The organism is Pontibacter chinhatensis (genome assembly GCF_900113285.1).
Classification (GTDB): domain Bacteria; phylum Bacteroidota; class Bacteroidia; order Cytophagales; family Hymenobacteraceae; genus Pontibacter; species Pontibacter chinhatensis.
Genome location: NZ_FOOT01000003.1, coordinates 298,419 through 325,417 on the forward strand (window position 1 = coordinate 298,419; position 26,999 = coordinate 325,417).

Sequence of the window (26,999 nt, forward strand, 5' to 3'; positions counted from 1 at the left end):
CAATTTTCGCCCAATGCGGCAGTTAAGTTATTCATTAGGTTACCTGTGCCCCAACCAAAGTATAAAGTAGCACGATTTTAGCTATAATTGCTATAGTTTAGCTTTTACATTCCGTACATACTCCAAAACTACTACTCATGAAAAAAATTGCCATTGGCTTTGGTATCTTTCTGGTCCTGTTGCTGATAGCGGCGGCGCTGGTGCCCGTGCTGTTTAAAGATAAAATCAAACTCGCCCTCGACCAGCAGATAGCAGAGAACATAAACGCGCAGGTAATCTACAAAACCGACGACGTGAGCCTCTCGCTTTTCCGCGACTTCCCTAACCTGTCGCTGGGCGTGGAGAACCTCTCCGTGGTAGGCGTGGACTCCTTTGCCACCGATACCCTGGCCCGTGTTCCCTCCTTCCGGTTGGGCATGAACCTGCTGAGCGTTTTCGGGGACGAGCTGAAAGTGAACTCTATCACACTGGATGAGCCGGTGATCCGCTTGCTGGTGCTCAAGAGCGGCAAGGCCAACTGGGACATCATGAAGGAGGACACCACCGTGACCGAACCGACCGATACCACCGCCTCCGACTTTAACATGGCCATAAAGGGCTGGAAAGTGAACAACGGCACCATCTACTACGACGACCTGAGCATTCCGTTTGGCTTTGCGGCCTACAACGTGCAGCACAGCGGCAGCGGCGACTTTGAGAAAGACGTGTTCGATATGGACTCGAAAACCACGGCCGACCGCTTCGTCATGACCTATGACGGCGTAAATTACCTGGAAAACGCCCGCCTGGACGCTGACGTGACCATGGCCATGGACCTGAACCAGTCGCTGTATACTTTCAAAGACAACAACATCCGCATCAACGAGTTTCCGTTTAAGTTTGCTGGTACCATCCTGATGCCCGAGGAGGCGATTGACTTCGACCTGACCTTCAGTGCCACCGAAACTGACTTCCGAAACGTGCTGTCGGTGGTGCCGGGCATGTACAGCGAGGAGTTCGAGAACATTAAGACAGAGGGCAAGCTGAGCTTCGATGGTTACTTCAAGGGCCGCATGATCGATACCCTGATGCCGGGCTATGGTGTGGACCTGAAGGTAATGGAAGGCTTTTTCAAGTACCCGGACCTGCCGGAGGCTGCGCGCAACATCAACGTGGACATGAGCGTGGCCAGCAAGGACGGTACCCTGCAGAACACTAACATTAACATCCGCCAGTTCCACATGGATTTGGGCAAAAACCCGATTGATGCCAAGGTGGTTGTCAACGGCCTGGAGACGATGCAGGTGGATGGCAACGTGAAGGCAAACGTAGACCTGGCCGAGCTAACCAAAGTATACCCGGTGGAGGGAATGACCCTGCGCGGCCTGCTGAAAGTGGACGCCGATGCCAAGGGCACCTACTCCGAAACCAGCATGCCGGTAATAGACGCCGACCTGAACCTGACCAACGGTTACATCAAGTCCAAAGACTTCCCGGCGCCGATCCAGAACCTGAACATGGTGACGAATGTGCGCAACACCACCGGCAACACCGACGACACCCGCATCAACATTGAGCGCTTTAACATGACCCTGGATGGCGAGCCGCTGGAAGGCCGCATGCTGATCACAGGAATTGACAAGCCCGCTTTCGACGGCCGCATCAAAGGTATCCTGGACCTGGAGAAGCTGACGAAGATCTTCCCGCAGGAAGGTATGACGGTGGCCGGCCGCATCAATGCGGACGTAACAGCCAAGGGCAAGCTCAGCGACATTGAGGCTGAGAAGTATAACAACGTGGTGGCAAACGGCACCATGGCCATCAGCAACCTCAACTTTGTGAGCACTGACCTGCCGCAGGGCTTTAAAATCGCCAAGGCCAACGCCACGTTCAACAACGAGCGCGTGAACCTGCAGAACATGAGCGGGCACCTGGGTAAGAGCGATTTCCAGGCGAATGGTTCGGTATCTAACTACATTGGTTATGCGCTGGCCGACGACCAACCGCTGCGCGGCAGCTTCAACCTGACCTCCAACGTGTTCGATGTGAACGAATGGATGGTGGATGAGACTTCGGGGCAGCCGGTGGAAGGAGCAGAAGAAGGCGTGGTGGAAGTGCCTGCCAACCTCGACCTGGCCCTGAACATCGATGCCAAACAGGTACTTTACTCAAACCTAAAGCTCAGCAACATGAGCGGCCAGGTGCAGGTAAAGGACCAGGTGGCCAGGCTGAACAAGGTAACCTTCAACACCCTGGGCGGCACTTTTGCCGCCAGTGGTAGCTATAATACCAAGAGCTTGCAGAAACCTCTTTTTGATATGAAGCTCGATATTCAAGATCTGGGTTTCAAAGAGGCTTTCAACGCATTTAATACTGTGCAGGCCTTTGCCCCTATCGCCAAGTTGCTGGAGGGCAAGTTTAACACCAGCTTTGCCTTTGCCGGGGAGTTGGGCCAGGACATGGTGCCGGTTTTCCAGACGCTGGATGGCAAAGGCGTGATCAACGTGCTGCACGCTGCTGTGCGCGATGTGCCGATAGTGGAAAAAATCAGCAGCCTGACCCATTTTGAGGAGTTGCGCAGCTTTGTAATTGAGAACAAGAAGATAGACGCCCAGATCATTGACGGCAAACTCGTCGTGAAGCCATTCCACCTTAAAGTCGGCGATATCGATATGTCGGTGGGAGGTAGCACGGCTGCAACCGGCAACATGGATTTCACCACAGCCCTGAACGTGCCGACCGGCAAAGTGGGCCAGCAGCTTGGCTCCAGATTGACCAATTTACTTGGCGCAAACCAAAACCTGGTGAACACCGAGCGCGTGACTCTGAACCTGAGCGTGGGCGGCACCTTCAGCGACCCGAAAGTAGCGCTGGCGGGAGGCTCTGTAAAAGAGAAGGCCGCCGACATTGTAGAGAACGTGGTGCAGGAGAAACTGAATGTGGTGAAACAGCAGGCCGATGCCCGCAAGCAGCAACTGCAGGACAGCGTAAACGCGGAGGTAGACCGCCGCAAGCAGGAACTGGAGCGAAAGGCCCAGGAGGAGCTGGCGAAGAAACGGCAGGAGGCTGAGCAGCAGATCAAGAAGCAGGCAACCGATAAGGTAGGAGGCTTCCTGAAAGGGCTTACCAAACCGGCACAGCAGGACACCACGAAGAACCAGCAATAAGCTTTAAAGTATAAGCGCTGCGTAATCAGCGAAATAGCATAATTCCAGCAAGGGTAGCCATCCCTGCTGGAATTTATTTTTTTAGCGCTATATATAAGAGTGCAACTTTTCCCCGTTATAGAATGTAAAAGGGGGCTTCCCCAAAGCATAGTGTTATTAACCAATGCAATTTTACATGATGAAAAAGAAGTTTTTTCTCCCTCTGATGCTGAGCGGCCTGGTATGGTTTAGCTCATGCGACAGCAACGATGACAACGGCACGGGCACCGCCCGCATGGAGGTGCGCATGACCGACGCACCCGGCGACTACGAGGAGGTGAACGTGGAGATCAAGTCGGTGCAGATACACAGGGAGGATGGAGACACGGAAAGTGGCTGGATTACGCTGGATGAGATCCACCCGGGCATTTACAACCTGCTGGACTTTGCCAATGGCCGCGATACCCTGCTGGCTAGTGCCGAGCTGCCTGTGGGGCACATCTCGCAGATCAGGCTTATACTTGGCGACAACAACTCCGTGAAGTTGAAGAACGGAGACGAAATAGCCCTGAAAACCCCAAGTGGCCAGACATCCGGCGTAAAGCTGAAAATTGATGCCCACCTGGAGGATGACGTGACTTACATGGTGCTGCTCGACTTCGACGCGGCCCGGTCGGTGGTGCCGAAGGGGAACGGTGGCTATAACCTGAAACCGGTCATCCGCACCATCACGCAGGCCATTGCCGGCGGCATAAAAGGAAAGGTGACACCGGCAGAGTATAAACCAGGCATCTACGTTATCTCCGCTGCCAACGATACCATTGGCGGTTTTGCCAACGAGAGCGGCGACTTCCTGATCAAAGGCGTACCGGCCGGAACCTACCGAGTAGAATTCATCACAGAGGACGATGCTCATAACCTAACCGTGGAGAACGTAAGCGTGTCGCAGAACCAGATCAAAGACCTGGGGGTAGTAGAGCTGCCGCAGGAGTAATCTCTGACAAGTGACAGCTTGACAAAAGACTGTTAGACGATAGACAAAAAAGGAGCCTCTCTATTCGGGAGGCTCCTTTTTTATACTTACCGCTGGCGCGAGTTTACAGTTCGTGCCTACCGATAATGCTGAGCTTGTAACTATACTTGCTCTTTCGTCCTTTGTCTAAAAATCCTTTGTCAAGGATTTAGTATACCTGCCCCATCAGCTCGCGCACGTAGGTCACGTAGTCGGTATTGGGTGGGGTGTGGCCGTTTTTGCGCAGGTCGGTGGCTACCTGGGCACGGTGGTAAGTGGCGTGGTTGAAGGCGTGCGTCAGGATGTCGAGCACGCGCGTGCTATACTTGTGGCCCTGGCTGTTGGTGTAGTCAATCAGGCGGTTGAACTCGGCCTCATCCGCGTTCTCCACCAGCTCCTTAATCTTATAGGAAGCATACTCGTGCAGGTTCTTCAACTCCTCCAGCGTGTGCTCCTGCCATACTTTAACAGGGCTTTCGGTGCCGGTGATGCGGGCAATCCAGATAGCTTGTGCGTTCAGGGCGTGGCTGAGCAGGCGGGCTGCGTTGGCAGGCACCTCTGGCAGGTCGCTGAACACGTCCAGCATGGTTTTGTTGGCCCAGATATTATAATCTGCGAGGTTTTTCAGTACGTCGTTTCCGGTCATGGTTAGTCTAAACTTGCTCTAATGTTTTCTGATAACAAGAGGTGCTGACACCTCCCCTGCTATACTTAACGCTTTACCTTTAACTATGGCTACAGCAACTAAGTAGTTGTGCCGGTTGCCTCTGGTACAGCTATACTTCTATAGCAGCCGCAAGTTAAGGATTTTAGCTGTAGCAAGCATGTTACGACATTGTTTTTGAGTGCAAGCGTTTTACAGGAGGTTTTTATACTTTCCGTGAGCCTTCAAAGGTCCGCACCAAAAAGCTCTAGCAGGTAGGGCAGAAAGATGATAGTGCCCACCACCGCGGCCGTGGCGGCAGCGATAAGTACAGCGCCCGCAGCCAGGTCCTTCGCTTTGCCAGCCAAAGGGTTATACTCCGGCGACACCAGGTTCACCACCGTTTCGATGGCCGTGTTCATGATCTCGGCCGTTACCACCAGCCCTATACTTGCCGCCAGCAGGCACCACTCCGTTTTGGTCACGTCAAAGGCAAAGCCCAGCACCACCACTGCTATACCCGACAGCACGTGCAGGCGCATGTGCGGCTCTGATCTGACGGCCGCGTTGATGCCCTTGAAGGCAAAGCGGAAGCTGTTGTAGCGTTTTTTAAAGTAGGCGCGCAAGTATAAAACTGTTTTATAGGCTGAAGTATAAATTCAGGAGCAAGGTACGGTTTATACTTTAAAACCCTAAGTTGCGATTAACCCACCCCTAACCCCTCCAGGGAGGGGAATCTTGTTACACCCACAGGCGGGGGTGGATTTTCACCTTCACACCAAAGTCCTAAACCGCAACTTAAGCTATATAATTGGCGGCTACGTTGGCTGCTCTAGATCTAAGGTAATAGAAGTGGCATTAATGCAGTAGCGCACGCCGGTGGGGGTGCGGCTATCGTCAAACAAATGCCCCAGGTGCTGGCGGCAGCGGCTGCATAACAGCTGCACCCGTTGCCGACCGTATGTGTCCAGCGGGCAATGTGCCACGTTTTCTCCTACCTGCTGCCAGAAGCTCGGAAAGCCGGAACCCACCTCGAATTTATACTTTGCCCGAAACAGCACTTGCCCACAGCCGGAGCAAGTATAAACATCTTGTTCCTGCTGCGCCTCCCTTACCTTGCCCCTGTGCCTGAACATCAGGCGGCTATCCCTCCTTCTCCAGTTCCTCTACCGGCACAAACTTCATGGAAAGGGAGTTCACGCAGTGGCGGATGTTTTTAGGCGTCAGGTACTCGCCCTCGAACACGTGGCCCAGGTGGGCGCCGCAGTTGGCGCAGACAATCTCGGTGCGGTGGCCGTCGGGGTCAGGCAGGCGCTTCACAGCGCCGGTTATCTCGTCATCAAAACTAGGCCAGCCGCAGTGCGACTCGAACTTGTACTCCGAAGTATACAGCGGCGCATTGCAGCGGCGGCACAGGTACACGCCCTCGGCTTTAAAGTTGTTATACTTGCCGGTGCCCGGGTACTCGGTGCCTTTGTGCACGATAATGCGCTCCTCCTCCGGGGTAAGCTTGTTATACTCTGATGGGTCTTTCGCTATTTTCATGGGTTATACTTGGCTTAATGGTGATGTATACTTGGCTTAACAAATAACGCACCGCAAGGGTTTTAGCTGACAGTCTGGCCGGCTTTATACGTTGCCTAAGCCCCCTGCCCCACGTGCTGCGACAGGCCACCATCCATAAAGTAGCTGGAGCCGGTAACGTAGTCGGAGTCTGATGAGGCCAGGAACAAGGCTACCTTAGCGATCTCCTCGGGCTTTCCGGCGCGTTTCATCGGGATGTTCTGCTCACTCTCCTCACGGGCTTCTTTATCATCAATGGCTTTCTGGTTCATGGGCGTCAGGATCATGCCGGGGCAGATGTTGTTTACGTTGATGCCGTCCTCAGCCAGCTCCAGCGCCAGCGTGCGGGTCAGGTTGCGCACAGCGGCCTTGGAGGCGCAGTAATCTGCCGTGCCCGCCGACACAATCTCCTCGTGCACCGACGATACATTAATAATCTTGCCCTTGCCGCCTTTTTGCTTACGGTGCCGGATAAAGGCGCGGGAGCAGAAGAAGGTACCGTAGAGGTTGGTGCGGATGGTGCGGTCAAACACCTCGGTGTCCATGTCGGCCACGTTGATGCCCGAGCCGTTTACCGCCGCGTTGTTTACGAGTATATCCAAGGTGCCAAATTCTTTCAGGGCCTGCTCAAAGAGCTGCTCCACTTTCTGCTCATCGGTGATATCCACCTGCAGCACGATGCCTTTCCGGTTATGTTTTTGTACCTCCTGCAGCGTTTCCTCAGCGCCTTCTTTATCCGAACGATAACAGATAACCACGTCTGCCCCTTCTTTTGCGAATTCAATGGCCGTGGCCCGCCCAATGCCGGAATCGGAGCCCGTAATCAAGGCGATTTTCCCTTTCAGTTTGTCCATAGTAGTATGTTTAGGTTTTTAGTGCCTTACCCTGAAGGCGCTTGTACTCATACTTATGGTTTAGGCGGATGGTTATGGTTGCCTCGGAAAGTAGTTCTAGAATAGTAGGAATCAGGTTGTTGCGGGGCTGGTGCGCAGCCGGTAAATGAGCGGGTGCCGCGTGTTTACAAAGTACGCCACAGCCTCAGGTGTGAGGGACTCAGGGTAAGACATGAGCAGCAACGTAAGCGGCTGCAGGCCGGAGTGGTAAGGTGGCTGCTGGTAAAAGTGGTGGTTTAAGGCAAAGCCGCTCTGCTCATAAAACCGGATGCGGCGCTGCTGGATTTCCTCACGGGGAGGCTCCACCTCTAAAAGTATGGGACGGGCATCACGGTTGGTAAAGCTTTCCAGGATGCGCTTGCCATAGCCCCTGCCCCGCAGTGCCGGAGTTGTAACGAAGTGCTCCAGGTAACGCACCTCCTCAAAGCCCCACCACAAAAGTATACCTACCAGAGTTTCCTCCTGAAGTATAAGCTCGAAGTGGTAATGGGCATACGGCATAATAGCGCGCTGCCACGCTAGCGGGCGGCGTTCCTCCAGCGGAAAAGCCTGCTCATACAAGGCCCAGGCTTGCTTAAAATGGCTATGTGAAGTATCAGTGAGTCTTAAGAAATTCATCTCGGGATGCGGTTGCAAAGAGATGCAAAGGTAAGGCTTATGGCTATACTTTTAAGGCAGCTTCTGGTTAGTAAGCAGCTTGTTTATTGTCTGCACGATGCGCTCCACCTTGGTTTCGTCGGTTTTGGCAGCGTAAATCCAGTCTACAAAGGCCTTTTGCTCGCGGTCAGAGTACTTCCGGAATTCCGCGTAGGCATTCGGTTCGTCCTGCAGGCACAGCAGCAGTTCTTCGGGCACTTCCTGCGGGGTGTTGTCGGCATAAAGTATAACCTGCACCCAATCGCCGGCCTGCTTCTTTAGCTTCTTGCGTATCTCTGCCTTTACCGGCAAAAAAAGCTGCCCGTTGCCCATCGGCATCAGGTGAATGCCTTTTAGCTCGTAGCCGTCTATACTTCCCTTCACCCGCACCCACCCGAAATAGGCATGCTTGTCGGGCAGAATCTCAGGTATGGCCGCGTAGGTCCAGCCGCCTTTGCCGGGGAATTTCTCCAGGAGGTAGGTTTTGTTGGTGAGGGGATGAGCCATGTAGTTTGAATTAATGATTCCTAAAAGTATAAGACGCCGCTCCTAAACCAACTGCAAAGTATGGCCTGATGTGTTGCGGCCAGGCCGATGCAGGCGCCATTCCCTGTGGCCATCTTACCCCTAAGTATAGCTTGGCCCGGGTTTAAAAGCAACAGAAAACCGTGGCTACAACACCTTCCACCCGGGCCACTGTACATTTTCGACCCAAAGAATAAGCAGAGGCGAACAGGTTTGTATTTATATCAAACGTATAATTTTTATGCATAATTCGAGAACAAGAGCAGCGGCAGACTCGTTTTCTACAGTAGAAGCAATAAATCAATATAGATGAGTTGGTGAATGAAATGGGCATTCTGTGGACTGCCTGAGAGGGATGATCCTTTTATATTATTTATTCATATCTAATTTTAATATTATGAGCTCTTTCACTTCTTTTTTCAACAATTTATTTGGCCTTAAGGATCAACCTTCAGGATCCAGAGACCCACGGCGGGTAGTGGTAACTTCCTCCTCTCAGCCAGAGGTGCTGCAGAAAGTGATGCGGGAAGAAAAGCTATCTCACGGAGAGACAGTGATGGCAAACTTATCCCCGGTGCGCTTAGAGAAAAGCCGCGGCAAAATGGTGCTGTACTTTTGCCCCATGAAGTCGATGGAAGTACTCGAAACGCTTTCTGCCGGTGACGGAGGAAGCATTCCTAACCAGGTGATAGTAGAGGATTTAGCCATACCCAGAGAGCTGAAAGAGGGACTCTATATGTTGAAAAACGTTAAAGTGACCTCTAACGGTACCATGCAGGTAAGGGCCACAGAGCAGACCGAATGGAAAGTCGTTCACTCCGATCTCTACAGCTGGTAAGCGGCATTTAATCAGGTTCAGAAACAGAAGTATAAAACACAGGCATGCCCTGGGCATAACTATATCTAACACAACATAAAAAAGGAAAGCAGCCCGAAACCGGGCTGCTTTCCTTTTTTATGACAATAGGTACGTACTACTCCAAATGTAAAGGGTAGCTTGTGCCTCTGGCCTCTACTACCCTGAAGCTGCCGTACTGTTTTTTCAGAGAGGATGTGTTGTCCGGGTTAACGGGGATGATTTGCTTCTCTTTTCGGTTCGTCTCGATTTCAAGTGTCTCGCCCAGCGGCTTCATTACCTCTTCGGAGGCAAGCTTAAACATGGTGCCCGGTTTCATGCCTTTTGCCGAGAAAATCTGTTTGCCGGACTCGCCTTCTTTGGCGGTAACGGTAACATTGGCCGGGTTGCTGCCTGTGTACTCCAGCCACAAGCTTTGAACGCCACTGTAGCGCGTTTTGTCGTAGCGTCCCTGGCCATCCACACAAAGCTGCAGACGCGCAATGGCACCAGAACCCACGTTTTTGCGCTCGGCACCAAATGTTACTACCGCTTTCACGACGCCGGGAGTGTTGTCAAACGAGACAAAGATGCCTTGGTTCTTACCCATTACCGGGATCTCCTTCTGCTCCAGCAATTGCCCGGAAGCGCTGTACAGCTCCACCTTAGAGCCCCTGTCTTCTTCGGCAATGTCGGTGAAGAGCATTTGTTTCATCGTAACGGAGCCTACTGGTGAGAAATCCAGCGTTACGCGTCCGCCTGCGCGGTTAGCCTTCGTGCCCGTCTCGTCCGGCACGGTCAGGATTCCGCCGAACATGCCCAGCATTTGCCTGTCGAATGGGTTTGTGAGGTCTGTAGCCGGGTCGGTTGGATCGAGCAGCAAACCCTCGGTCTCTTCGAGGTACTTGCCGTTGTGTCCTCTTCGCTGGGCCGTCACGGTCATCACCGCCCGGTCCTCTTCTATCATGCTTACATGGCGCGGAAGCTCCCCTGTGCCAAACGTCTGCACCAGGTTACAGGTGGTGGGGTCGTAGCCCACGAGCTTCTCCTCCTGCGATACTTTCATGGGTTCTACTGGCTCCTGCTCGTTGATTTGCTCACAGGAAAATAGGAAAACAGATGCGATGGCAGCTGCGAACGTTTTTGTACTTGTTGTTTTCATTTGAACGTAATTAGGGTATGTAAAAAAGGAAATGGTATCGTGCGGTGATTAGTATATTCCCGATGCGGTGACGGAGTTATACTTGCAGGATAGACTGGTAAATGATTATAAAATATGTTGAAAGCTCAGGTTTGAGCCTTTCTTGAGCGAGCGAAGTAACAGGGTGTTCATTGGTAAAAGTATAAAATTAGATAGATGACTCTGCTGATGTGTAGATACGGCGGATGCTTAGGATTAGTTGAAAAATTTGTACTTAAAATGAGTACTATTTTAAAAACAGGTGAAATTGCCTTATAAAAGTACGTCCTGGGTACAGTAAAAGTGTGCAAAAGAAAAAGCAGCCCCTGCCGGAGCTGCTTTTAAAGTATAAGTTACCACCGCGAAGGTGCTATGATAAATTATAAGTATACTTGCTGAACTCTTGGTTAAGGGTTTCCATACATGTTGGACTCTCCCCCGTCGATGGCGATGGTCTGGCCGTTTACGTAGGAAGCCGCTTCGCTCAGTAGGAAGGCTACTACCTTGGCCACCTCCTCCGGCAGGCCCAGGCGCCGGGTGGGGTTTCGCTGGGCATAGGCAGCTTCTGCGGCTTTGGGGTCATCTGGGTTCACTTCCCTGAAGGCCTCGGCCACCATAGGCGTAAGGATGGCTCCCGGCGCAATGGCATTGGTTATAATGCCGTCCTTGCCGTACTCCAGCGCCGCATTCTTCGTCATGCCCGACACGGCGTGCTTGCTGGCTACGTAGGCTACCTGGTTCAGCACGCCCCGGATGCCTCCCACGGAGGCCACGTTTACAATGCGCCCATACTTTTGCCTCTGCATTACCGGAATCACATAGCGCATGCCGTAGTACACCCCCATCAGGTTGATGTCGATTACCTTCTTAAAAACGTTGATGTCATATTCAATCATAGGCGCCTGGCGACCTTCTATGCCGGCGTTGTTGTACAAGCCGTCTATGCGGCCAAATGATTTTTCGGCTTCGGAGACATACTTTTTAACGTCCTCCTCGTTCGAGGCGTCGCCCACAACAGTGATGATTTTCGCAGACGCAAATTCTTTGGTTAGGTTATCGGCGGCATCAGATAGCTGGGCCTCATTGAAATCCATCAATGTAAGGTTTGCTCCCTGACTTGCCAACTCCTTCGCAGCCGCCAGCCCCAGGCCCATGGCAGCCCCCGTGATAATGATGGATTTCTGATCGAATGCTTTCATAATGGCTATTGTAAAGTATAAAACTCAGGATGACAGCAGGCTCACGATAGCTTTGATCTGCCTTTCAGCGTCCGGTGTCGGAGCCGAGGCAAGTGCTTGGAGGGTGATGGGGTGAGGGTGAGCCAGAAAGTATAAAACTACTTGGTTATACGATGGGGGCCGGATTTCCGGCACAGCCGAGCTAAACCCGACTATGAAGTATGGGTGCAAGATAGGTTGCCGCTAAAAAGGCAAGGCGCCTGTAGCCCGATAACTTTCCCCTCCCTCCCCGGTTGTATAGGTACCGTTCAATCGAGAAATTAAATTAGTAAGTGATATGAAAATTGGAATTACCGGAGCCACAGGGCAGCTTGGCCGTCTTGTAGTTGGCAAACTCAAAAGTAAAGTATCTCCCGACAGCCTGGTGGCGCTTGTTCGTTCGCCGGAGAAAGGCGCTGATTTGGGCGTGGAAACCCGCGAAGCTGATTACACCAAACCAGAGACGCTGGAAACCGCCCTCAAAGGAATTGATACGCTGTTGCTGATCTCCTCAAGTGAGGTTGGACAACGTGCCACGCAGCACCATAACATTATTGAGGCAGCGAAGAAAGGCGGCGTAAAATGGATTGTGTACACCAGCCTGCTGCACGCTGACACCTCCACGTTGAGCCTGGCAGACGAACACCGCGCTACAGAGGCAGAACTGAAGCAATCCGGTATTCCGCACACCATCCTGCGAAACGGTTGGTACACCGAAAACTATACAGGCTCTATCCAGGGGGCGCTTGCCGGTGGTGCGTTTATAGGTAGTGCAGGCGAGGGCAAAATCTCCTCGGCCTCCCGTGTCGACTTTGCCGATGCGGCGGTGGCTGTTCTGACCACCAATGGCCACGAAGGCAAAGTATACGAACTGGCCGGAGACGAAGCTTACACGCTCAGCGACTTGGCTGCAGAGATTTCCCGCCAAACAGGAAAAGACATTCCCTACAAAAACCTGCCTGAGGCGGATTATGCTGCCGCACTTGCCAGCTTCGGTTTGCCAGAGGGCCTGGCCCAGGCCATTGCCAGCTGGGATACGGCCGCATCAAAGGGCGATCTGTATGACGACAGCCGCCAGCTTTCCGCCCTTATCGGCCACCCAACCACTCCTCTGAAAGAGACAGTGGCCGAGGCACTGAAAGAGCCATCCCAAACAGCGTAGTTTATACTTTGCTGCCACACCATGTTCACAAAAGCTACTTCGGTAGCTTTTGTTGTTTTATAGCTGATGGGAAAGTATAGATTTTGAGAACTGCCGGTTACTGAGAAGTATGGCTGTAGGTCGTGGTGAGGTTCAGTTACTACTGCTTGCCGGCGTGAGCGACTTATTTATCCCGCAAGTTTGAGCGAAGCGGTAACTTGTGGGAAAGTATGGCAGCAAGTTTTCAACTTGCGAAAGTATAGATATCAAAATAAGCCAGTTACAAACTGGCCTCAAAGTATAACCACAAGTTGCGCGGTCGTTAAACTTGCGGGATGGGGGTTGTGGTATAGAGAATTATTTCCTGTTTGTAATCAGATAAAAGTTTAGCCCTGCGCTTACTAGTAATAGAGTGATTAAGGCAATGGTAAGGGTTCTGGACGAAGCACTAGCTTCTTCAAGCTGATTCATTTTGTTAACCATATCGTGATATTGGGGAGTAAGCATTCTAATTATTCCAATATCACGCAAGTTATCTTTATTGCTATCCGGCAAAGCCTTAAGCCTTTGCAAATCAGCTTCGTCAAATCTCTCTAAAAGTCTAGTTCTGGTGCACTGGTCAGTTACATGAACTCCAGCGTAATCACTATAAGCAAAAACAACGTAAGTTTTATCCTTTTCAAAATTGAAGCTACAGGAGGAACTAACCATATCCATGACAGCTATAGGCCCTTTCCCAACTTTTGAACTTTTAAAGCCCTGTATGACATCAAATATCACGACTTGGGCTCCTTCTCCCTGTTCAAAATAAAACTTATCATTAACTATTTCCTTCGCTTTGCCAATGAAGATGGTAGAAGCGCGTTTGTATGCAGAATCTATTGGCTCCGGACTCAAGCAAATACAAGCCATTGCTTGTGTAACGCTTAATGCAAAAGCCAGGGCTAATAGTATCTTCATAGCTTCTAGTCAGGGACATAGTTAGGTCATAGGGTAATTGTTGCTATACCCACGTGCGTACAAGATACCGGAAAATACACTATGTTCTATATAAGCAAAAAAGCAGCCCCAACCGGAGCTGCTTTTCCTTTATCGATAACACAAGTATAAGGTCTTGTGTCTAACGTCTAAAATTTGACACCTTACTTCTTCAAGCTGCCGATCATGTCTTCCGGACGCACCCACTCGTCGAACTGCTCGTTGGTGAGCAGGCCAAGATCGATGGCTGCCTGACGAAGCGTGGTACCTTCCTTGTGCGCTTTCTTCGCGATTTTGGCGGCGTTGTCGTAACCGATGTGTGGGTTCAGGGCCGTTACCAGCATCAGCGAGTTCTCCAGGTTGTGCTTGATGCGCTCTGTATTCGGCTCAATGCCTACGGCGCAGTGCTTGTCGAACGAGTCGCAGGCGTCGCCGATCAGCTGGGCGCTCATCAGCAGGTTGTAGATCATCACCGGCTTGAACACGTTCAGCTCGAAATGGCCGTTCATGCCGCCCACCGAGATGGCCACGTCGTTACCGATTACCTGGGCGCAAACCATAGTCATGGCCTCGGCCTGTGTTGGGTTAACCTTACCTGGCATGATAGAAGAACCCGGCTCGTTTTCCGGGATCAGAATTTCTGCGATACCGGAACGCGGACCGGAAGCCAGCAGACGGATGTCGTTGGCAATTTTCATCAGCGCCACCGCCAGTTGCTTCAGGGCTCCAGAGGTCTCCACGATAGCATCGTGTGCGGCAAGGGCCTCAAACTTGTTAGGAGCCGTGATGAACTCATGGCCGGCATACTTAGAAATCTTCTCGGCTACCAGCACGTCGTAGCCAGCCGGTGTGTTCAGGCCGGTACCTACTGCAGAACCACCTAGCGCCAGTGTGCTCAGGTGCGGAAGCGTGTTGCGAAGTGCCTTCATGCCATAGTCCAGCTGGGCTACGTAGCCGGAAAGCTCCTGGCCCAGTGTCAGCGGCGTGGCGTCCATCAGGTGCGTGCGGCCGATCTTCACCACATCCATAAACTGCTCTGCCTTGCTGTTGAGCGTGTCGCGCAGCTTCTGCACGAGCGGCAGCGTGTGCTCCACCACCTTCTTGTAGGCAGCAATGTGCATAGCCGTCGGGAAGGTGTCATTAGAGGACTGCGACTTGTTCACGTCGTCGTTCGGGTGGATCTTCTTTTTCTCGTCCAACAGGTTGCCGCCCAGCAGTACGTGCGCACGGTTAGCCACCACCTCGTTCACGTTCATGTTCGACTGCGTGCCTGAGCCCGTCTGCCATACTACCAGCGGGAACTCATCGGCCAGTTTGCCTTCCAGGATCTCGTCGCACACCTGCGAGATGATGTCAGCCTTGTCCTGCGCCAGCACACCCAGCTGTGCGTTGGCCTGTGCCGCCGACTTCTTAAGGATAGCAAAAGCCTCGATTACTTCCTTCGGCATCTGCTGGCCACCGATGGTGAAGTTTTCCTTGGAGCGCTGTGTCTGAGCACCCCAGTACTTGTCTGCAGGCACCTCGATTGGGCCCATCGTGTCTTTCTCTACGCGAACTTGCATATCGATTTATGTTTTATTTAAAGGATCTAACTAACTGCGGTAAAACTACTAAAAAATATACTCCTGCGCTGCGCATACTTTTGGGCTGGCAAGCGCATATACGTTGCTTTTAATGAACAGCAAACAGGGCGTAAGGTTACGGTGTGCGGGAAGTATGGATTTTGGGGAGGACTGTGCTAATGTGTAGGCTGCGCTGCCTCCTTTCGAAAACAGGTTGAGTATACTTGGCTACCCCTGGCCCTAAGAACAAAGATTTTTACTTTCGAGCTCGGGTGCCAGCCTTAACCCAAAGGCCTCGCGCTGTCAGTGGTCCCACGAGCGTCTGGCTGCAGAGCCGGGTCCAACCACCCCTAACCCCTCCTTAGCCAAGGCGGGGAAGTCTGTAGTTACTCTAGCCAAAGTATAAATTCCATAGCCTCAGTTCTCGCGCGGACAGGTCGCGACCTGTCCCTACAAAGTATAAACCCACCCCAGCCCCTCCGAGGAGGGGAATTATACTTGCTACTTTCCTGTCATCTCGAGCAGCGCGAGAGATCTATCCAGAATCCTAAAGAGATCTCTCCCAAAGGTCGAGATGACAGCAGGGGCAGCGGCTATTGAATTGATTCCCAGCCTTTGGGTTGAGCGCCTTGTAGATTTCTGGTGCCGCCTTAGCGGCATTGCGACCGAAGGGTAGCAAAAGAAATGTACACAGCGCGATGCCCGAAGGCGAGGCCTCCCGGCCTTGAGGGCACCAAAGCCAGAGATGAAACAATAGGCTTGTAAGGCTGAAGGATGAACGGTGGCTAAAGAGGATAGCTTGTGACCAGTTGCGGTAAGCGGTGGCTATGAAAGTATAGACCGGCAAGTATAAAAGTATAGCCAAAGTATAAAATATGGCTCTGCGAGCCAGTTGGGTTACAAACCCAACGCCATAGTAGGCACGTGTTACAAACCCGCGGCAGCGGGGTCCGGAACAGCTATTTGGTATAGCAGCAAGTATAAAGTATGGCTTTACGAGCCCAAGACAAATATAAACCCCTTCCCTACCGTACAACCCGGTGCCCCGACCGCTCCGACAGCAGCGCAATCAGCTCGAACTGAACCTGTTTCAGGTATGAGGTATTCAACTGGCTACCGTCGCGAAACGCTATCAGGTACTCCCCTTCCGCTCCCAGGTAATGGATACTTGAGATCTCCTTCATGTTATAGGTGCGGTTCTCCTGCAGCAGGTTCGTGATTTCTATCCTGTCTGTATCGATGTTTACGTGCCAGCGCATCGCGTACCAGTTTACCACCACGGAAACAACTAGCATCATAGCAAACAGGAGCTTGTAGGTCTGGAAAGATTTTTGGCCCTCTACCTGTGTTATGTACTTCCTGTACAGCTCATAGTCCTGCCCAAGCAGCGAACTCTGGATAAGGTACAGCGGTATAAGGGCCAACGTGAGGCCTAGCAGCAGCCCGGGCGCAAAAAAGGCCCTAAAGTTTGGCGTAAGCACATGCAGGTGCTCGCCGGAGGCATGGATGATGCTGGAGACTAAAGCGAGCGCGCCGGAAAAGAAAACAGAGAACACGCAGGCAAAGAAGAAGTACGCAATCATGAGCTTCAGCTCCTGTTTCTGCATATACTTTTCCTCGTCGGCAGTTAAACGCTCCAGGTTTACGGCAGGCGAAAGGCGGCGCAGCGCGTAACGTATTACCGGAAACAGTACGGCTACGGCCAGTAAAGCAATCAGCAGGCTCTCAAGAATCTCAAACATAGCTAAAAAGGGTAATGCTGCAGCAAAGGTAACACCCTATTCCTCATTTTCCGACAGTATAACAGGATAACCAGACTGCCAGGTAACTTGTTGGATACACAATACAACAAAATTGCCGCAAAACAACGTTTCACCGGCGGGGGCCGTTCACCTAACACTGCGGCGTTCTGGCAGGTGTGCAGGCCAAAAGCTTGTTCGGGTTGGCTGAGGTATTAAAAAAATAACATAAAGCTATACTGCCGCCACAGGCACAAAAATGAAGCCATTTGCACTGTTTTCAGAAGTTTTCAGGCATGGCGTTGAACTTTTTAAGTTGGCTGAAGACTTAGAATTTTATACATTTGAAAAGGAATACCATAGCCGGAGCAGCTGTTTAACAGGAGGCTTTGCCCGCCTTCTGCCGGCCTTAACCTAAAACTCATGAAACTCGCCAAGTTGGCTTCTTTTATAAGGGATTACTTCATCGCGATCTTCTCTTTCCTGCTCATTTTCCTGCTTACCCTTTTTACTTACTCAGAAACCAGGAAGAAAACAGAAGAGCGGAACGCGAAGCTATTTTCTATGCGTACCGAGCAGGTAACCGAGGCCATAGACAAGCGCATGAAGGATTATATCCAGATTCTGATCGGGGGAAAGGCTATGTTCACCTCCTCGGATTCGGTAACCCGCCAGGACTGGACCCGCTACTACGAAGCCCTGAAGCTGGAGAAGAACTACCCTGGCATGCAGGGCTTTGGCTATACCCATGTAGTAAGGCCGCATGAAAAAGAGGCGCACGAGCAACAGATCCGTAGCGAGGGCTTTGAGAACTACCGCATCACCCCCGAAACCCCGCGCGACCTCTATACTGCCATCATTTTCCTGGAGCCTTTTACCGACCGCAACCTGCGTGCCTTTGGCTACGACATGTACAGCGAGCCGGTGCGGCAGTCGGCCATGCGCATAGCCCGCGATACCAGGCAGCCTACCATGTCGGGCAAGGTGCGGCTGGTGCAGGAAACAGGCCAGGACGAGCAATTGGGCTTTCTGATTTACCTGCCCGTGTACAAGAATAACGTTGAGCCGGAGTCTATACAGGAGCGGCAGCGCCTGATAAAGGGCTTCGTGTACAGCCCCTTCCGGGTGAAGGACCTGATGACGGCCGTGCTGGCAGATGAGTTTGACGATATTGACGTAGAGATATACGATGGAGCCGAGCCCTCGAAAGAGAACCTGCTCTTTAGCACCAGCCCTCAGCTATACTATGGCAGCAAGGCCCGAGAGTACGGCAGCCTGAGCACCATCACTATTGGCAACCATACCTGGCGGCTCTATGCTACAGCCAAAGAGGGCTTCGGGCGCACCACCGAGTCCGAGTTGCCCTACTATATACTTTTGGGCGGCAGCATCATCAGCCTGCTCATGTTCTTCATCATCTGGTCGCTGTCCAACACGCGGCGCTCCAACACCCTCAAGCAAACCATCACCGATAACGCCACGGCGGCCCTCTTTATACTTGACTCAAAGGGGTACTGCACGTTTATGAACCCTGCCGCAGAGGAAATGACGGGCTATACGCTGGAGGAGATGCGCAAAAAGCCGCTGCACGACATGGTGCACTACAAGCACCTGGACGGCTCGCCTTTCCCGGCAGCAGAGTGCCCGATGCACAATGCCCTGACCAACATAAAGCCCCTGAGAGGCTTCGAGGATACCTTCATCCGCAAAGACGGCACCTTCTTTAACGTGTCGTGCTCGGTGCAGCCGATGGTGGAGAGCGGCAGCGACAACTATACCATTATAGAGGTGCGCGACATTACCGACGAGAAGCAGGCGCGGCAGGCGATTATCGAAAGCGAGGCCCGCTTCCGCACCATGGCCGACAATGCCCCGGTGATGATCAAGATCATGGACGACGCCACCAACTTCATGTACGTGAACAAGCAGTGGCTCGACTTCACGGGCCATACCTTCGAGCAGACCATCAACATGAGTTGGAAAGAGGTAGTGCACCCCGACGATATAGACCGCAAGGAGCAGGTAACCCTGCAGGCCATCAAAGACCACAGCCCCTTCCGCCTGGAATACAGAATGCGCCGCTTCGACGGGGAGTACCGCTGGGTGGTGGCATCCAACACGCCCCGCTTCGGGGCCAACGACGAGTTCCAGGGGTACATTGGCTCCATTATCGATATCACGGAGATAAAAGAGGCGGAGCGAAAGATAAAGCAGAACGCCGAGTTGTTGCAGAAGCTGTTCCTGGAGGTGCCGGCGGTAGTAGGTCTGGTGCGCGCCCAGGATTACCAGTATGTGTTGGCCAACCCGGGTTACCGCAAGCTCTACGGCAACCGTCCGTTGGTAGGCAGAACTGTTTTCGAGGCTCATTCCGAGGAGGAAGGCCAAGGGCTCTTCGAGCGGCTGGAGGAGGTGTTCCAAACAGGGAAACCATTTGTGGGCAACGAAGTCCCTACAGCTATCGAACGCGGCGGCGATGGCGAGCTTGTGCATGGCTATTTTAACCTGGTGTACCAGCCGCTGGTAGATGCCAACGGAACGGTAGAGGCCGTGCTTATCTTTGCCGTAGAAGTAACCGAGCTGGTAAACGCCAGAAAGGCCCTGCTGCATACCAACGAGGAGCTGAGCGGCAAAAACGACGAGCTGCAGCGCATCAACAACGACCTGGATAACTTCGTGTACACGGCCTCCCACGACCTCAAGTCGCCGATAGCCAACATGGAGGGCCTGGTAACACTGCTGCGCGACATCCTGCAGGGCAAGCTGGAGGCCGAGGACATGCAGGTGCTGGACATGGTGCAGAGCTCCATCAACAAGCTTAAAGGCACCATCGCCGACCTGGCCGAGATTACTAAGGTGCAGAAGGAGCTGCAGTCGGCCGCTGAGCCGCTGTCGTTTGAAAGTATGCTGCAGGACATCGGCGCCGACCTGGAAGAGCCCATGAAGGAGACCGGAGCCGTGCTGAAGACAGACCTGCAGGTAGGAAGCATCGTATACGCCCGCAAAAACCTGCGCAGCATCATCTACAACCTGGTCAGCAACGCCATCAAGTATAAATCCCCGGACCGCCCGCCGGTTATCAACCTGAAAACTTATGAGCAGGGAGAGTATGTGGTACTAGAGGTGCAGGACAACGGCCTTGGCATTAAAAAAGAGCAGCAGCACAAGCTGTTCACCATGTTCAAGCGCCTGCACACGCACGTGGAGGGCACCGGTATCGGGCTCTACATTGTCAAGCGGATTATAGAGAACAACGGCGGCAGGATAGAAGTAGACAGCGTGCATGGCAAAGGCACTACCTTTAAAGTGTACTTCAAGCAAGTGCCCGTAGAGCAGGAAGTATAGGTTGATTATTTGAAGATTGGGAGATGAGGGAATTTGAAGATTCCCTTTACGATGCACTCAATCACACATTCACTCATTCAAAATTATTCAAGTGGCTAAGATAAAGACATCCTACTTCTGCCAGAATTGCGGGGCTCAGTCGGCCAAGTGGATTGGCAAGTGCCCCGCCTGCGGCGAGTGGAACACCTACGTGGAGGAGGTGGTGCAGCGCGAGGAGGTGACCCCCACCAGCGTCTGGAAGGTAGGTAGCAGTTCGGCCCAGGTGGCCAACAAGCCCAAGCCCATCGCCGACATCAGCTACCAGGAGCAGCAGCGCATCATCACCCAGGACCAGGAGCTGAACCGGGTGCTGGGCGGCGGCATTGTGCCCGGCTCTATGGTATTGATAGGCGGCGAGCCCGGCATCGGGAAAAGTACGCTGATGCTGCAGATTGCCCTGAGCCTGAGCGGGCTGCGGGTACTGTACGTGAGTGGCGAGGAAAGCGAGCAGCAGATAAAGATGCGCGCCGAGCGCCTCATGGCCCAGACTGCCGATGCCTTTATACTTACCGAGACCGGCACGCAGAACATCTTTAAGCAAATAGAGCTGGTGCGGCCGCAGGTGCTCATCATCGACTCCATCCAGACCCTGCATTCATCGTTTATAGAGGCTGGGGCGGGCAGCGTGAGCCAGGTGCGCGAGTGTACTGCCGAGTTGCTCAAGTTCGCTAAAGAGAGCGGCACGCCCGTTTTTCTGATAGGCCACATCACCAAAGAGGGCAACCTGGCAGGGCCCAAGATACTCGAGCACATGGTAGACACCGTGCTGCAGTTTGAGGGCGACCGCCACATGACCTACCGTATCTTGCGCACGACTAAAAATCGCTTTGGCTCCACCTCCGAGCTAGGCATTTACGAGATGATGGGCTCCGGCCTGCGCGAGGTAAGCAACCCGTCGGAAATCCTGATTTCGCAGCGAGAGGATGCGTTTAGCGGAATAAGTATAGGCGCTACCTTGGAGGGTAACCGCCCTTTGCTGATAGAGGTGCAGAGCCTGGTGAGTCCGGCTACGTACGGCACGCCCCAGCGTACCAGCACCGGCTTCGATGGCAAGCGTCTGAACATGCTGCTGGCTGTGCTCGAAAAGCGCGGCGGCTACCGCCTCGGCACCCAGGACGTGTTCCTCAACATTGCCGGTGGCCTGAAGGTAGAAGACCCGGCCCTGGACCTGGCCGTGTGCGCCTCCATCCTCTCCTCCTTCGAGGACATGCCGATTCCGAGCACCACTTGTTTTGCGGCTGAGGTAGGCTTGGGCGGTGAGGTGCGTGCCGTGAACCGTGTAGAGAACCGTATCACCGAGGCCGAGAAACTTGGCTTTACCGATATTTACATCTCCAAGTACAACAAAAAAGGCGTAGACCTGAGTAAGTTCTCCATCAATATACACGCTTATGGCCGCCTGGAGGAAGTGTTCGCTAGCCTGTTTGGGTAAGCTTAAAGTATAACATTACAAAGTATAAAGTATAGCAAAGCACAGGCAGTCAGCCTGTGCTTTTTTTGTGCTGTTTCGTGTAAGCTTTCTGTGGGTTTGTAAAGTATAAGTCAGGCAAAGTGCAAGTATAAAGTAGGGGTTTCGCGATTAGGGTTTATACTTTGTTTGATGCATAACTTGCCTATTTGGTCTGAAATGTAGTGTTAAGTATAAGTTAAATCAGGCAGTGCAGGTGTGTTAAATATGGCTATACTTCAGAAATTACGATAAAATGATAAAAAGTGAGTCTGTCCAGGAATTTAGCTATAGGACATTATTGTTCAAAGTTGTATAATTACTCCTGCCGATGCTCTTGATGTATTAAGGGCGGAAGAATAGTACGATTCCTTTTTTAGCCAAAGAACCCCACCCGCCAGATGAGAAAAGTTTACCTGTTGCTGTCCGCCCTGCTGCTGCCCCTTTGCCAGCTCCTCGCCCAAGGCAAGGCCGTTATCGTTGGCAGCATCGCTGCCCCCCTCTCCGACCACATTGAGCTGATCACTTACCCCAACCCCCTCCTTTCGGAGGAAGTAAAGACAGAGGTGCCCCTGACCGGCAAAACTTTCCGGATTGAGGTGCCGGTGCAGCACGCTATGGTGGCCGAGCTGCAGCATGGCGAGGAAGTGGCACAAGTATACCTGGAGCCCGGCTTTGAGCTGGAACTGAAAACGAGTGGCAAGAGCTTTCTCAAGTCGCTGAAGTATAAAGGCAAAGGCGCCAACGAGAACAACTGCCTGGCAAAGTATACTTTGCGTTTTGAGGAGGAGGAAGAGTACCAGGCCTTGCCCGACAACGTGAAGCTGCCCGAAAAAGGGTTTATCGAGTTTCTGGACTACCGCCGCGCCGATCAGCTGAGTAACTTTGAAAAGTATGCCTCCAAGTATGAACTGTCGCCTTCCTTCCAGTCATTATTGCAGGCAGAGATAGATTTCAGTTACGCGCTGGATATTCTCAACTACCATCCCATGCGGCAGCAGATGCTGCAGGTACTGCTCTCCAAGCCCTCCGCAGACTTCTACAGCTACCTTTTCAACCTTGACCTCGACAACCCCGATAACCTGATAAGCCCTTCGTTTCTGAGCTTCCTGCGCAGTTATACAACCTCTTTCGCCAGGGAGAGCGGCTATACTGAGAAAAGCCCCGCCTACTTTAAGGTGCGTTACGATGTAGCCGAGCAGGAGCTGCAGGGACAGGTAAAGCTGGTGGCGCAGGCCCAGGTGCTAAAGCAATCCATACAGCAGGGCCACCTGAAGTATACCACGCAGATGCTGCAGAATTTTAAGCAGAAGAGTACAGACCAAGTCGCCAATGCCTACCTGGAAAAGCTCTACAGCGAGAACAGCACCTTGGTAGCCGGTGGCCTGGCCCCCGACCTTAAGCTGACTACGCTCTCTGGCGAGGACGTTTCGATCAGTGATTTTAGAGGAAATTTGATTTACGTGAACTTTTGGCGGAGCGATTGTGGTTTATGCCACGTGGAACTCCCGCACCTGCAGCGGCTCACCAGCAAACTAGGCAACCACAGGGTTGTTTTCCTGAATGTGGCCGTGGGAGATAACGAGGAGCAGTGGCGGCAACTGGTGCAGAAAAAAGAGCTGCAGGGCGAGCAAACCCTGGCCAAGGCCACACCTGCAGAGGTCGCCACGCAGTTTGGGCTGAAGGAGGTGCCGGCATACTTATTGCTGGATGAAGAGGGGCGTTTCATTTCCCTGAAAGCCCGCCGCCCCAGCGACCACGAGGCAGCCAACGACATTCTGCAACACCTGCAGGTGCGGCAGGTCTCCCTGAAATAGTTTATATCGTTCACAGCTTATACCCCCAGCCCGGCTCCCTATGACAGGAGCCGGGCTTTTTTTGTAGGCATTCGCAAGCTTGTCATCGGAAGTATAGAAGATGCCTAGTCCAACCACCCCTAACCCCTCCTTGTCTAAGGCGGGGAATTCCTACTAACGATCACACCCCTATAGTCCCCTCAAGGGGACAGTCTATACTTGCTTCTTTCCCTGTCATCTCGAGCTGCGCGAGAGATCTATCGGGAATTCTCTTCAGATCTCTCCCAAAGGTCGAGATGACAGTAAGGGCTGAGGCTATCGATTCTGTTCCCAGCCTTTGGGTTGAGCGCCTTGTAGATTTCTGGTGCCGCCTTAGCGGCATTGCGACCGAAGGGTAGCAAAGGAAATGTACACCGCGCGATGCCCGAAGGCGAGGCCTCCCCGCCTTGAGGGAGCCAAGTTAGAGGTGAAACGAGACATTGGTGGGAACTAGAGGATAAGCGGCAGCTAGTAAGGATAGCTTGGTTCAAATGGAAGGAAGCGGCGGCTATGAAAGTATAAACTGACAAGTATATAAGTATAAATCAGAGTTATTAAAGTATATCAGGAGCTATAAAGTATAGCCAAAGTATAAGTATGGCTCTGCGAGCCAGTTGAGTTACAAACCCAACATCATAAGTAGGCACGGGTTGCAAACCCGCGGCAGCGACGGAATAGGAGTATAGCCAAAGTATAAAATCCTGTTCATCCCTTCATCCTGAAAATCCTGATTCAGACAAGTATAAAAGTATAGCCAAAGTATAAAGTATAGCCGCTGCCGCCAGCAAGTATAAACAGCAGGAAACAGGCTGCCCTGCCCACTCAAAATAACCGTTAAATGTATTGCTGCGTACTTTAATCCTACACCCCTTTAAGTAGTAGAGGTGCTATGAAAGCATACTTGAATTTTTAAATACCATACTTTTAATCCCCAAACAATATGGCATTAATCAATAAGAATGACATTGAGAAACTGCTGAATGTGCAGAGCAACACACAAAACGCATTGTTTATTTCTCTCTACATACCTACGCACCGTGCGGGCCACGAGACGCTGAATGGCCAGGATCAGACACTGTTCAAAAACAAACTGAAAGAAGCACGCAGCCTGCTGGCAAGACACGATGTGCCGGAGGCAGAGATTACAGAGTACCTAAGACCAGCCGAAGAACTCCTGAACGACGGCGGCTTCTGGCGCCACCAGGCCGAGGGACTTGCCCTGTTCATCACCAAAGGGTTCTCTGCCCATTACACGCTGCCCATCACGATGCCCGAGGTAGTGTACGTGCTCGATCAGTTCTACCTCACCCCTGTGCTGCCTATCCTGAGCCAGAACGGACGCTTCTTTATCCTGAGCCTGTACCGTGAGAAAGTGGCCTTCTATGAGGCGACCATAGACAAGATCAGGCCGATTGACATCAGCTCCTTTGTGCCGGAAACCATGACCCAGGCGCTCAAGTTTGATATCAAGGGCAACGACCAGGACTTCACGCACTCCACCACTACTGTAAACGGTTCTAACATTGTGCACGGCCCCGGCAGCACCAAAGGCGATGAGGAGCATGAGCGGGTGCGCGAGTTTGTGCTCGAGATAGACAACAGCATGCAGCAGATACTACACAACGCGCACGAGCCATTAGTGCTGGCCGGTGTAGACCATTACTGCAGCCTCTACAAGCAGCACAGCAAGTATAAAAATATCGTGCCGCAGAACATCAACATCAACGAGAACGCGGATGTGGTAAACATGAGCGCCCTGCATGAGAAGGCGCTGACTGTTGTGAAGCCGCTGATGCAGCAGGCGCATGCCGATTCGCTGACGCGCTACCAGAACGTGGCCGGCACAGGCGTGACCTCCGAGGATGTTGCCACCGTGGCGGCAGAGGCCGTGCATGGACGCGTAGATACCCTGTTCATTACGCCAAGCCAGCCGGTTTGGGGCAAGTACGACGCCAAGAGCGCTACAGCCGAGATACACAACGAGTACAAACGCGGCGACGACGACCTGATTAACCTAGCAGCCATCAAAACGCTGTCGCAGGGAGGCAAAGTGTTTGTGAGCAGCTACAACGGCCTGAGCGAGGTGAGCCCGGATGGCCAGGGCACTGTCAAGGCGCTGTTCAGGTACTAGCCTGACTTGTTTGGCCGTTAGTGGCAGAAAGTATAATTTAGGGGGTGGCCAGCGTGGCTGCCCCCTTTTTTCTGGCAGTTGGCTGTGTGTGGCTGCTGTCGTAGCTCCCTTAAACCTGGTATGGCACTTCAAATAGCCGATGGGCTCAACTTTATATCCAAACTGACGCCGTTGCGTGCCCTGAACGCACTGCAGGTGGTAAGCAGTTACCTCTACTCCAAGTTTACCGGCCGGGCTACGCACTGGGGGTATCCGCTCAGTGTCTCACTAGAGCCCACCACCTCCTGCAACCTGCGCTGCCCCGAGTGCCCCAGCGGCCTGCGATCCTTTACCCGCCCCACGGGCATGCTGCAAGGCGAGCTCTTTAAAGACACCATTGACCAGCTGCACCGCCGGCTGCTGTACCTGATCTTTTACTTTCAGGGGGAGCCTTATCTGCACAAGAGCTTCCTGGAGCTGGTAAAGTACGCTTCTGATCGAGGTATTTATACTGCCACCTCCACCAACGCCCACTTCCTGGACAACGCCACCGCCCGCAAAACCGTGGAGTCGGGGCTGGACAGGCTGATTGTGTCCATAGACGGGACGACGCAGGAAACGTATGCGGCTTACCGCGTGGGAGGCAAGCTGGAGAAGGTATTGGAGGGCACGCGCAACGTGGTGAAGTGGAAGAAGGAGCTCAAGTCGCGCACGCCGCACATCATGTTCCAGTTTCTGGTGGTGCGGCCTAACGAGCACCAGCTCGAGGACGTACAAAAGCTGGCCAAAGAGCTGGGCGTGGATGAGGTGGTGTTTAAAACGGCCCAGATCTACGACTACGAGCGCGGTTCGCCTCTGATTCCGACCATAGACTATTACTCCAGGTACCAATACAACGGAAACGGCAGCTACAGCCTTAAAAACAAGCTGCTCAACCACTGCTGGCGGATGTGGCACTCCTGCGTGATTACCTGGGATGGGCTGGTGGTGCCCTGCTGCTTTGACAAGGATGCCGAATACCGCCAGGGCGATTTGCAGCAGCAGTCTTTTGTTCAGGTCTGGCGCGGCGAAAAGTATAACACGTTCAGGCAGCAGGTGCTGCGCTCCCGCAGTGAGGTGGAGATGTGCCGCAACTGCACCGAGGGCACCAAGGTATGGGCCTAAGGAATTGACAAAG

21 protein-coding genes are annotated in these 26,999 nt (G+C 52.7%); 9 read left to right on the plus strand and 12 right to left on the minus strand.

The window, feature by feature from the left end:
• Window positions 1–137: 137 nt before the first annotated feature.
• Together BM040_RS10490 and BM040_RS10495 are read left to right on the plus strand one after the other, a co-directional pair.
• Window positions 138–3,146 (plus strand): AsmA family protein, encoded by a 3,009-nt coding sequence (locus BM040_RS10490; RefSeq protein WP_092100884.1) that lies wholly within the window; start codon window positions 138–140, stop codon window positions 3,144–3,146.
• Window positions 3,147–3,321: 175 nt separating this feature from the next.
• On the plus strand, window positions 3,322–4,119 hold the full coding sequence (locus BM040_RS10495) for a DUF4382 domain-containing protein (protein ID WP_245756184.1): 798 nt from the start codon (window positions 3,322–3,324) through the stop codon (window positions 4,117–4,119).
• Between the two features lie 187 nt (window positions 4,120–4,306).
• Here BM040_RS10495 and BM040_RS10500 read toward each other — a convergent pair whose 3' ends face one another.
• From BM040_RS10500 to BM040_RS10530, 7 genes are all read right to left on the minus strand, one after another.
• Window positions 4,307–4,783 carry a DinB family protein gene (locus BM040_RS10500; RefSeq protein ID WP_092100886.1) on the minus strand — a complete coding sequence of 159 codons (477 nt, stop codon included), beginning with the start codon at window positions 4,781–4,783 and terminating at the stop codon, window positions 4,307–4,309.
• 242 nt (window positions 4,784–5,025) lie between these two features.
• Window positions 5,026–5,406, minus strand: coding sequence for a diacylglycerol kinase (locus tag BM040_RS10505; protein WP_092100888.1), 381 nt, complete (start codon window positions 5,404–5,406; stop codon window positions 5,026–5,028).
• 192 nt (window positions 5,407–5,598) lie between these two features.
• Window positions 5,599–5,916: a peptide-methionine (R)-S-oxide reductase gene (locus BM040_RS10510; protein ID WP_092100890.1), complete on the minus strand. Its 318-nt coding sequence runs from the start codon at window positions 5,914–5,916 to the stop codon at window positions 5,599–5,601.
• Between the two features lie 7 nt (window positions 5,917–5,923).
• A complete protein-coding gene (locus BM040_RS10515) occupies window positions 5,924–6,325 on the minus strand; it encodes a methionine-R-sulfoxide reductase (protein ID WP_092100892.1) in 402 nt (133 codons plus the stop codon).
• Between the two features lie 95 nt (window positions 6,326–6,420).
• Window positions 6,421–7,197 carry an SDR family NAD(P)-dependent oxidoreductase gene (locus BM040_RS10520; RefSeq protein ID WP_092100894.1) on the minus strand — a complete coding sequence of 259 codons (777 nt, stop codon included), beginning with the start codon at window positions 7,195–7,197 and terminating at the stop codon, window positions 6,421–6,423.
• A gap of 111 nt (window positions 7,198–7,308) precedes the next feature.
• On the minus strand, window positions 7,309–7,854 hold the full coding sequence (locus BM040_RS10525; protein ID WP_092100896.1) for a GNAT family N-acetyltransferase: 546 nt from the start codon (window positions 7,852–7,854) through the stop codon (window positions 7,309–7,311).
• Between the two features lie 51 nt (window positions 7,855–7,905).
• Window positions 7,906–8,379, minus strand: coding sequence for a YdeI/OmpD-associated family protein (locus BM040_RS10530; RefSeq protein WP_092100898.1), 474 nt, complete (start codon window positions 8,377–8,379; stop codon window positions 7,906–7,908).
• 415 nt (window positions 8,380–8,794) lie between these two features.
• Here BM040_RS10530 and BM040_RS10535 point away from each other — a divergent pair, with 415 nt between their 5' ends.
• Complete coding sequence (locus BM040_RS10535) at window positions 8,795–9,235, plus strand: hypothetical protein (RefSeq protein WP_092100900.1); 441 nt, start codon at window positions 8,795–8,797, stop codon at window positions 9,233–9,235.
• Window positions 9,236–9,371: 136 nt separating this feature from the next.
• On the opposite strand, the gene BM040_RS10540 is transcribed toward BM040_RS10535, so the two are convergent.
• The gene (locus BM040_RS10540; RefSeq protein WP_092100902.1) at window positions 9,372–10,394 is read right to left on the minus strand and encodes a hypothetical protein; all 1,023 of its coding nucleotides are present in this window, start codon (window positions 10,392–10,394) and stop codon (window positions 9,372–9,374) included.
• Between the two features lie 425 nt (window positions 10,395–10,819).
• Window positions 10,820–11,611, minus strand: coding sequence for a glucose 1-dehydrogenase (locus BM040_RS10545; RefSeq protein ID WP_092100904.1), 792 nt, complete (start codon window positions 11,609–11,611; stop codon window positions 10,820–10,822).
• A gap of 316 nt (window positions 11,612–11,927) precedes the next feature.
• On the opposite strand from BM040_RS10545, the gene BM040_RS10550 reads away from it, so the two are divergent.
• The gene (locus BM040_RS10550) at window positions 11,928–12,791 is read left to right on the plus strand and encodes an SDR family oxidoreductase (RefSeq protein ID WP_092100906.1); all 864 of its coding nucleotides are present in this window, start codon (window positions 11,928–11,930) and stop codon (window positions 12,789–12,791) included.
• Window positions 12,792–13,127: 336 nt separating this feature from the next.
• On the opposite strand, the gene BM040_RS10555 is transcribed toward BM040_RS10550, so the two are convergent.
• The 3 genes from BM040_RS10555 to BM040_RS10565 form a co-directional block, all read right to left on the minus strand.
• Window positions 13,128–13,730, minus strand: coding sequence for a hypothetical protein (locus tag BM040_RS10555; RefSeq protein WP_092100908.1), 603 nt, complete (start codon window positions 13,728–13,730; stop codon window positions 13,128–13,130).
• Between the two features lie 182 nt (window positions 13,731–13,912).
• Window positions 13,913–15,310 (minus strand): class II fumarate hydratase, encoded by a 1,398-nt coding sequence (gene fumC, locus BM040_RS10560; protein ID WP_092100910.1) that lies wholly within the window; start codon window positions 15,308–15,310, stop codon window positions 13,913–13,915.
• Between the two features lie 1,025 nt (window positions 15,311–16,335).
• Complete coding sequence (locus BM040_RS10565) at window positions 16,336–17,052, minus strand: hypothetical protein (protein WP_092100912.1); 717 nt, start codon at window positions 17,050–17,052, stop codon at window positions 16,336–16,338.
• A gap of 420 nt (window positions 17,053–17,472) precedes the next feature.
• Between BM040_RS10565 and BM040_RS10570 the strand changes: the two genes are divergently transcribed.
• The 5 genes from BM040_RS10570 (at window position 17,473) to BM040_RS10590 (ending at window position 26,986) form a co-directional block, all read left to right on the plus strand.
• On the plus strand, window positions 17,473–20,391 hold the full coding sequence (locus BM040_RS10570; RefSeq protein ID WP_092100914.1) for a CHASE domain-containing protein: 2,919 nt from the start codon (window positions 17,473–17,475) through the stop codon (window positions 20,389–20,391).
• Window positions 20,392–20,482: 91 nt separating this feature from the next.
• A complete protein-coding gene (gene radA, locus BM040_RS10575; RefSeq protein ID WP_092100916.1) occupies window positions 20,483–21,862 on the plus strand; it encodes a DNA repair protein RadA in 1,380 nt (459 codons plus the stop codon).
• A 416-nt stretch (window positions 21,863–22,278) separates the two neighbouring features.
• A complete protein-coding gene (locus BM040_RS10580; RefSeq protein ID WP_092100919.1) occupies window positions 22,279–23,694 on the plus strand; it encodes a TlpA family protein disulfide reductase in 1,416 nt (471 codons plus the stop codon).
• 958 nt (window positions 23,695–24,652) lie between these two features.
• Window positions 24,653–25,843, plus strand: a complete 1,191-nt coding sequence (locus tag BM040_RS10585; RefSeq protein ID WP_092100921.1) for a baeRF3 domain-containing protein — start codon at window positions 24,653–24,655, stop codon at window positions 25,841–25,843.
• A gap of 120 nt (window positions 25,844–25,963) precedes the next feature.
• Entirely contained in the window at window positions 25,964–26,986 is a 1,023-nt protein-coding gene (locus BM040_RS10590) for an SPASM domain-containing protein (protein WP_092100923.1), read from the plus strand.
• The last annotated feature ends 13 nt before the right edge of the window (window positions 26,987–26,999 follow it).

Excerpts from the sequence above, each read along its gene's own strand:
- BM040_RS10490 (WP_092100884.1), top strand. The coding sequence starts at position 138 with ATGAAAAAAATTGCCATTGGCTTTGGTATCTTTCTGGTCCTGTTGCTG.
- BM040_RS10495 (WP_245756184.1), top strand. The coding sequence starts at position 3,322 with ATGATGAAAAAGAAGTTTTTTCTCCCTCTGATGCTGAGCGGCCTGGTA.
- BM040_RS10500 (WP_092100886.1), bottom strand. The coding sequence starts at position 4,783 with ATGACCGGAAACGACGTACTGAAAAACCTCGCAGATTATAATATCTGG.
- BM040_RS10510 (WP_092100890.1), bottom strand. The coding sequence starts at position 5,916 with ATGTTCAGGCACAGGGGCAAGGTAAGGGAGGCGCAGCAGGAACAAGAT.
- BM040_RS10515 (WP_092100892.1), bottom strand. The coding sequence starts at position 6,325 with ATGAAAATAGCGAAAGACCCATCAGAGTATAACAAGCTTACCCCGGAG.
- BM040_RS10520 (WP_092100894.1), bottom strand. The coding sequence starts at position 7,197 with ATGGACAAACTGAAAGGGAAAATCGCCTTGATTACGGGCTCCGATTCC.
- BM040_RS10525 (WP_092100896.1), bottom strand. The coding sequence starts at position 7,854 with ATGAATTTCTTAAGACTCACTGATACTTCACATAGCCATTTTAAGCAA.
- BM040_RS10530 (WP_092100898.1), bottom strand. The coding sequence starts at position 8,379 with ATGGCTCATCCCCTCACCAACAAAACCTACCTCCTGGAGAAATTCCCC.
- BM040_RS10535 (WP_092100900.1), top strand. The coding sequence starts at position 8,795 with ATGAGCTCTTTCACTTCTTTTTTCAACAATTTATTTGGCCTTAAGGAT.
- BM040_RS10540 (WP_092100902.1), bottom strand. The coding sequence starts at position 10,394 with ATGAAAACAACAAGTACAAAAACGTTCGCAGCTGCCATCGCATCTGTT.
- BM040_RS10545 (WP_092100904.1), bottom strand. The coding sequence starts at position 11,611 with ATGAAAGCATTCGATCAGAAATCCATCATTATCACGGGGGCTGCCATG.
- BM040_RS10550 (WP_092100906.1), top strand. The coding sequence starts at position 11,928 with ATGAAAATTGGAATTACCGGAGCCACAGGGCAGCTTGGCCGTCTTGTA.
- BM040_RS10555 (WP_092100908.1), bottom strand. The coding sequence starts at position 13,730 with ATGAAGATACTATTAGCCCTGGCTTTTGCATTAAGCGTTACACAAGCA.
- fumC (WP_092100910.1), bottom strand. The coding sequence starts at position 15,310 with ATGCAAGTTCGCGTAGAGAAAGACACGATGGGCCCAATCGAGGTGCCT.
- BM040_RS10565 (WP_092100912.1), bottom strand. The coding sequence starts at position 17,052 with ATGTTTGAGATTCTTGAGAGCCTGCTGATTGCTTTACTGGCCGTAGCC.
- BM040_RS10570 (WP_092100914.1), top strand. The coding sequence starts at position 17,473 with ATGAAACTCGCCAAGTTGGCTTCTTTTATAAGGGATTACTTCATCGCG.
- BM040_RS10580 (WP_092100919.1), top strand. The coding sequence starts at position 22,279 with ATGAGAAAAGTTTACCTGTTGCTGTCCGCCCTGCTGCTGCCCCTTTGC.
- BM040_RS10585 (WP_092100921.1), top strand. The coding sequence starts at position 24,653 with ATGGCATTAATCAATAAGAATGACATTGAGAAACTGCTGAATGTGCAG.
- BM040_RS10590 (WP_092100923.1), top strand. The coding sequence starts at position 25,964 with ATGGCACTTCAAATAGCCGATGGGCTCAACTTTATATCCAAACTGACG.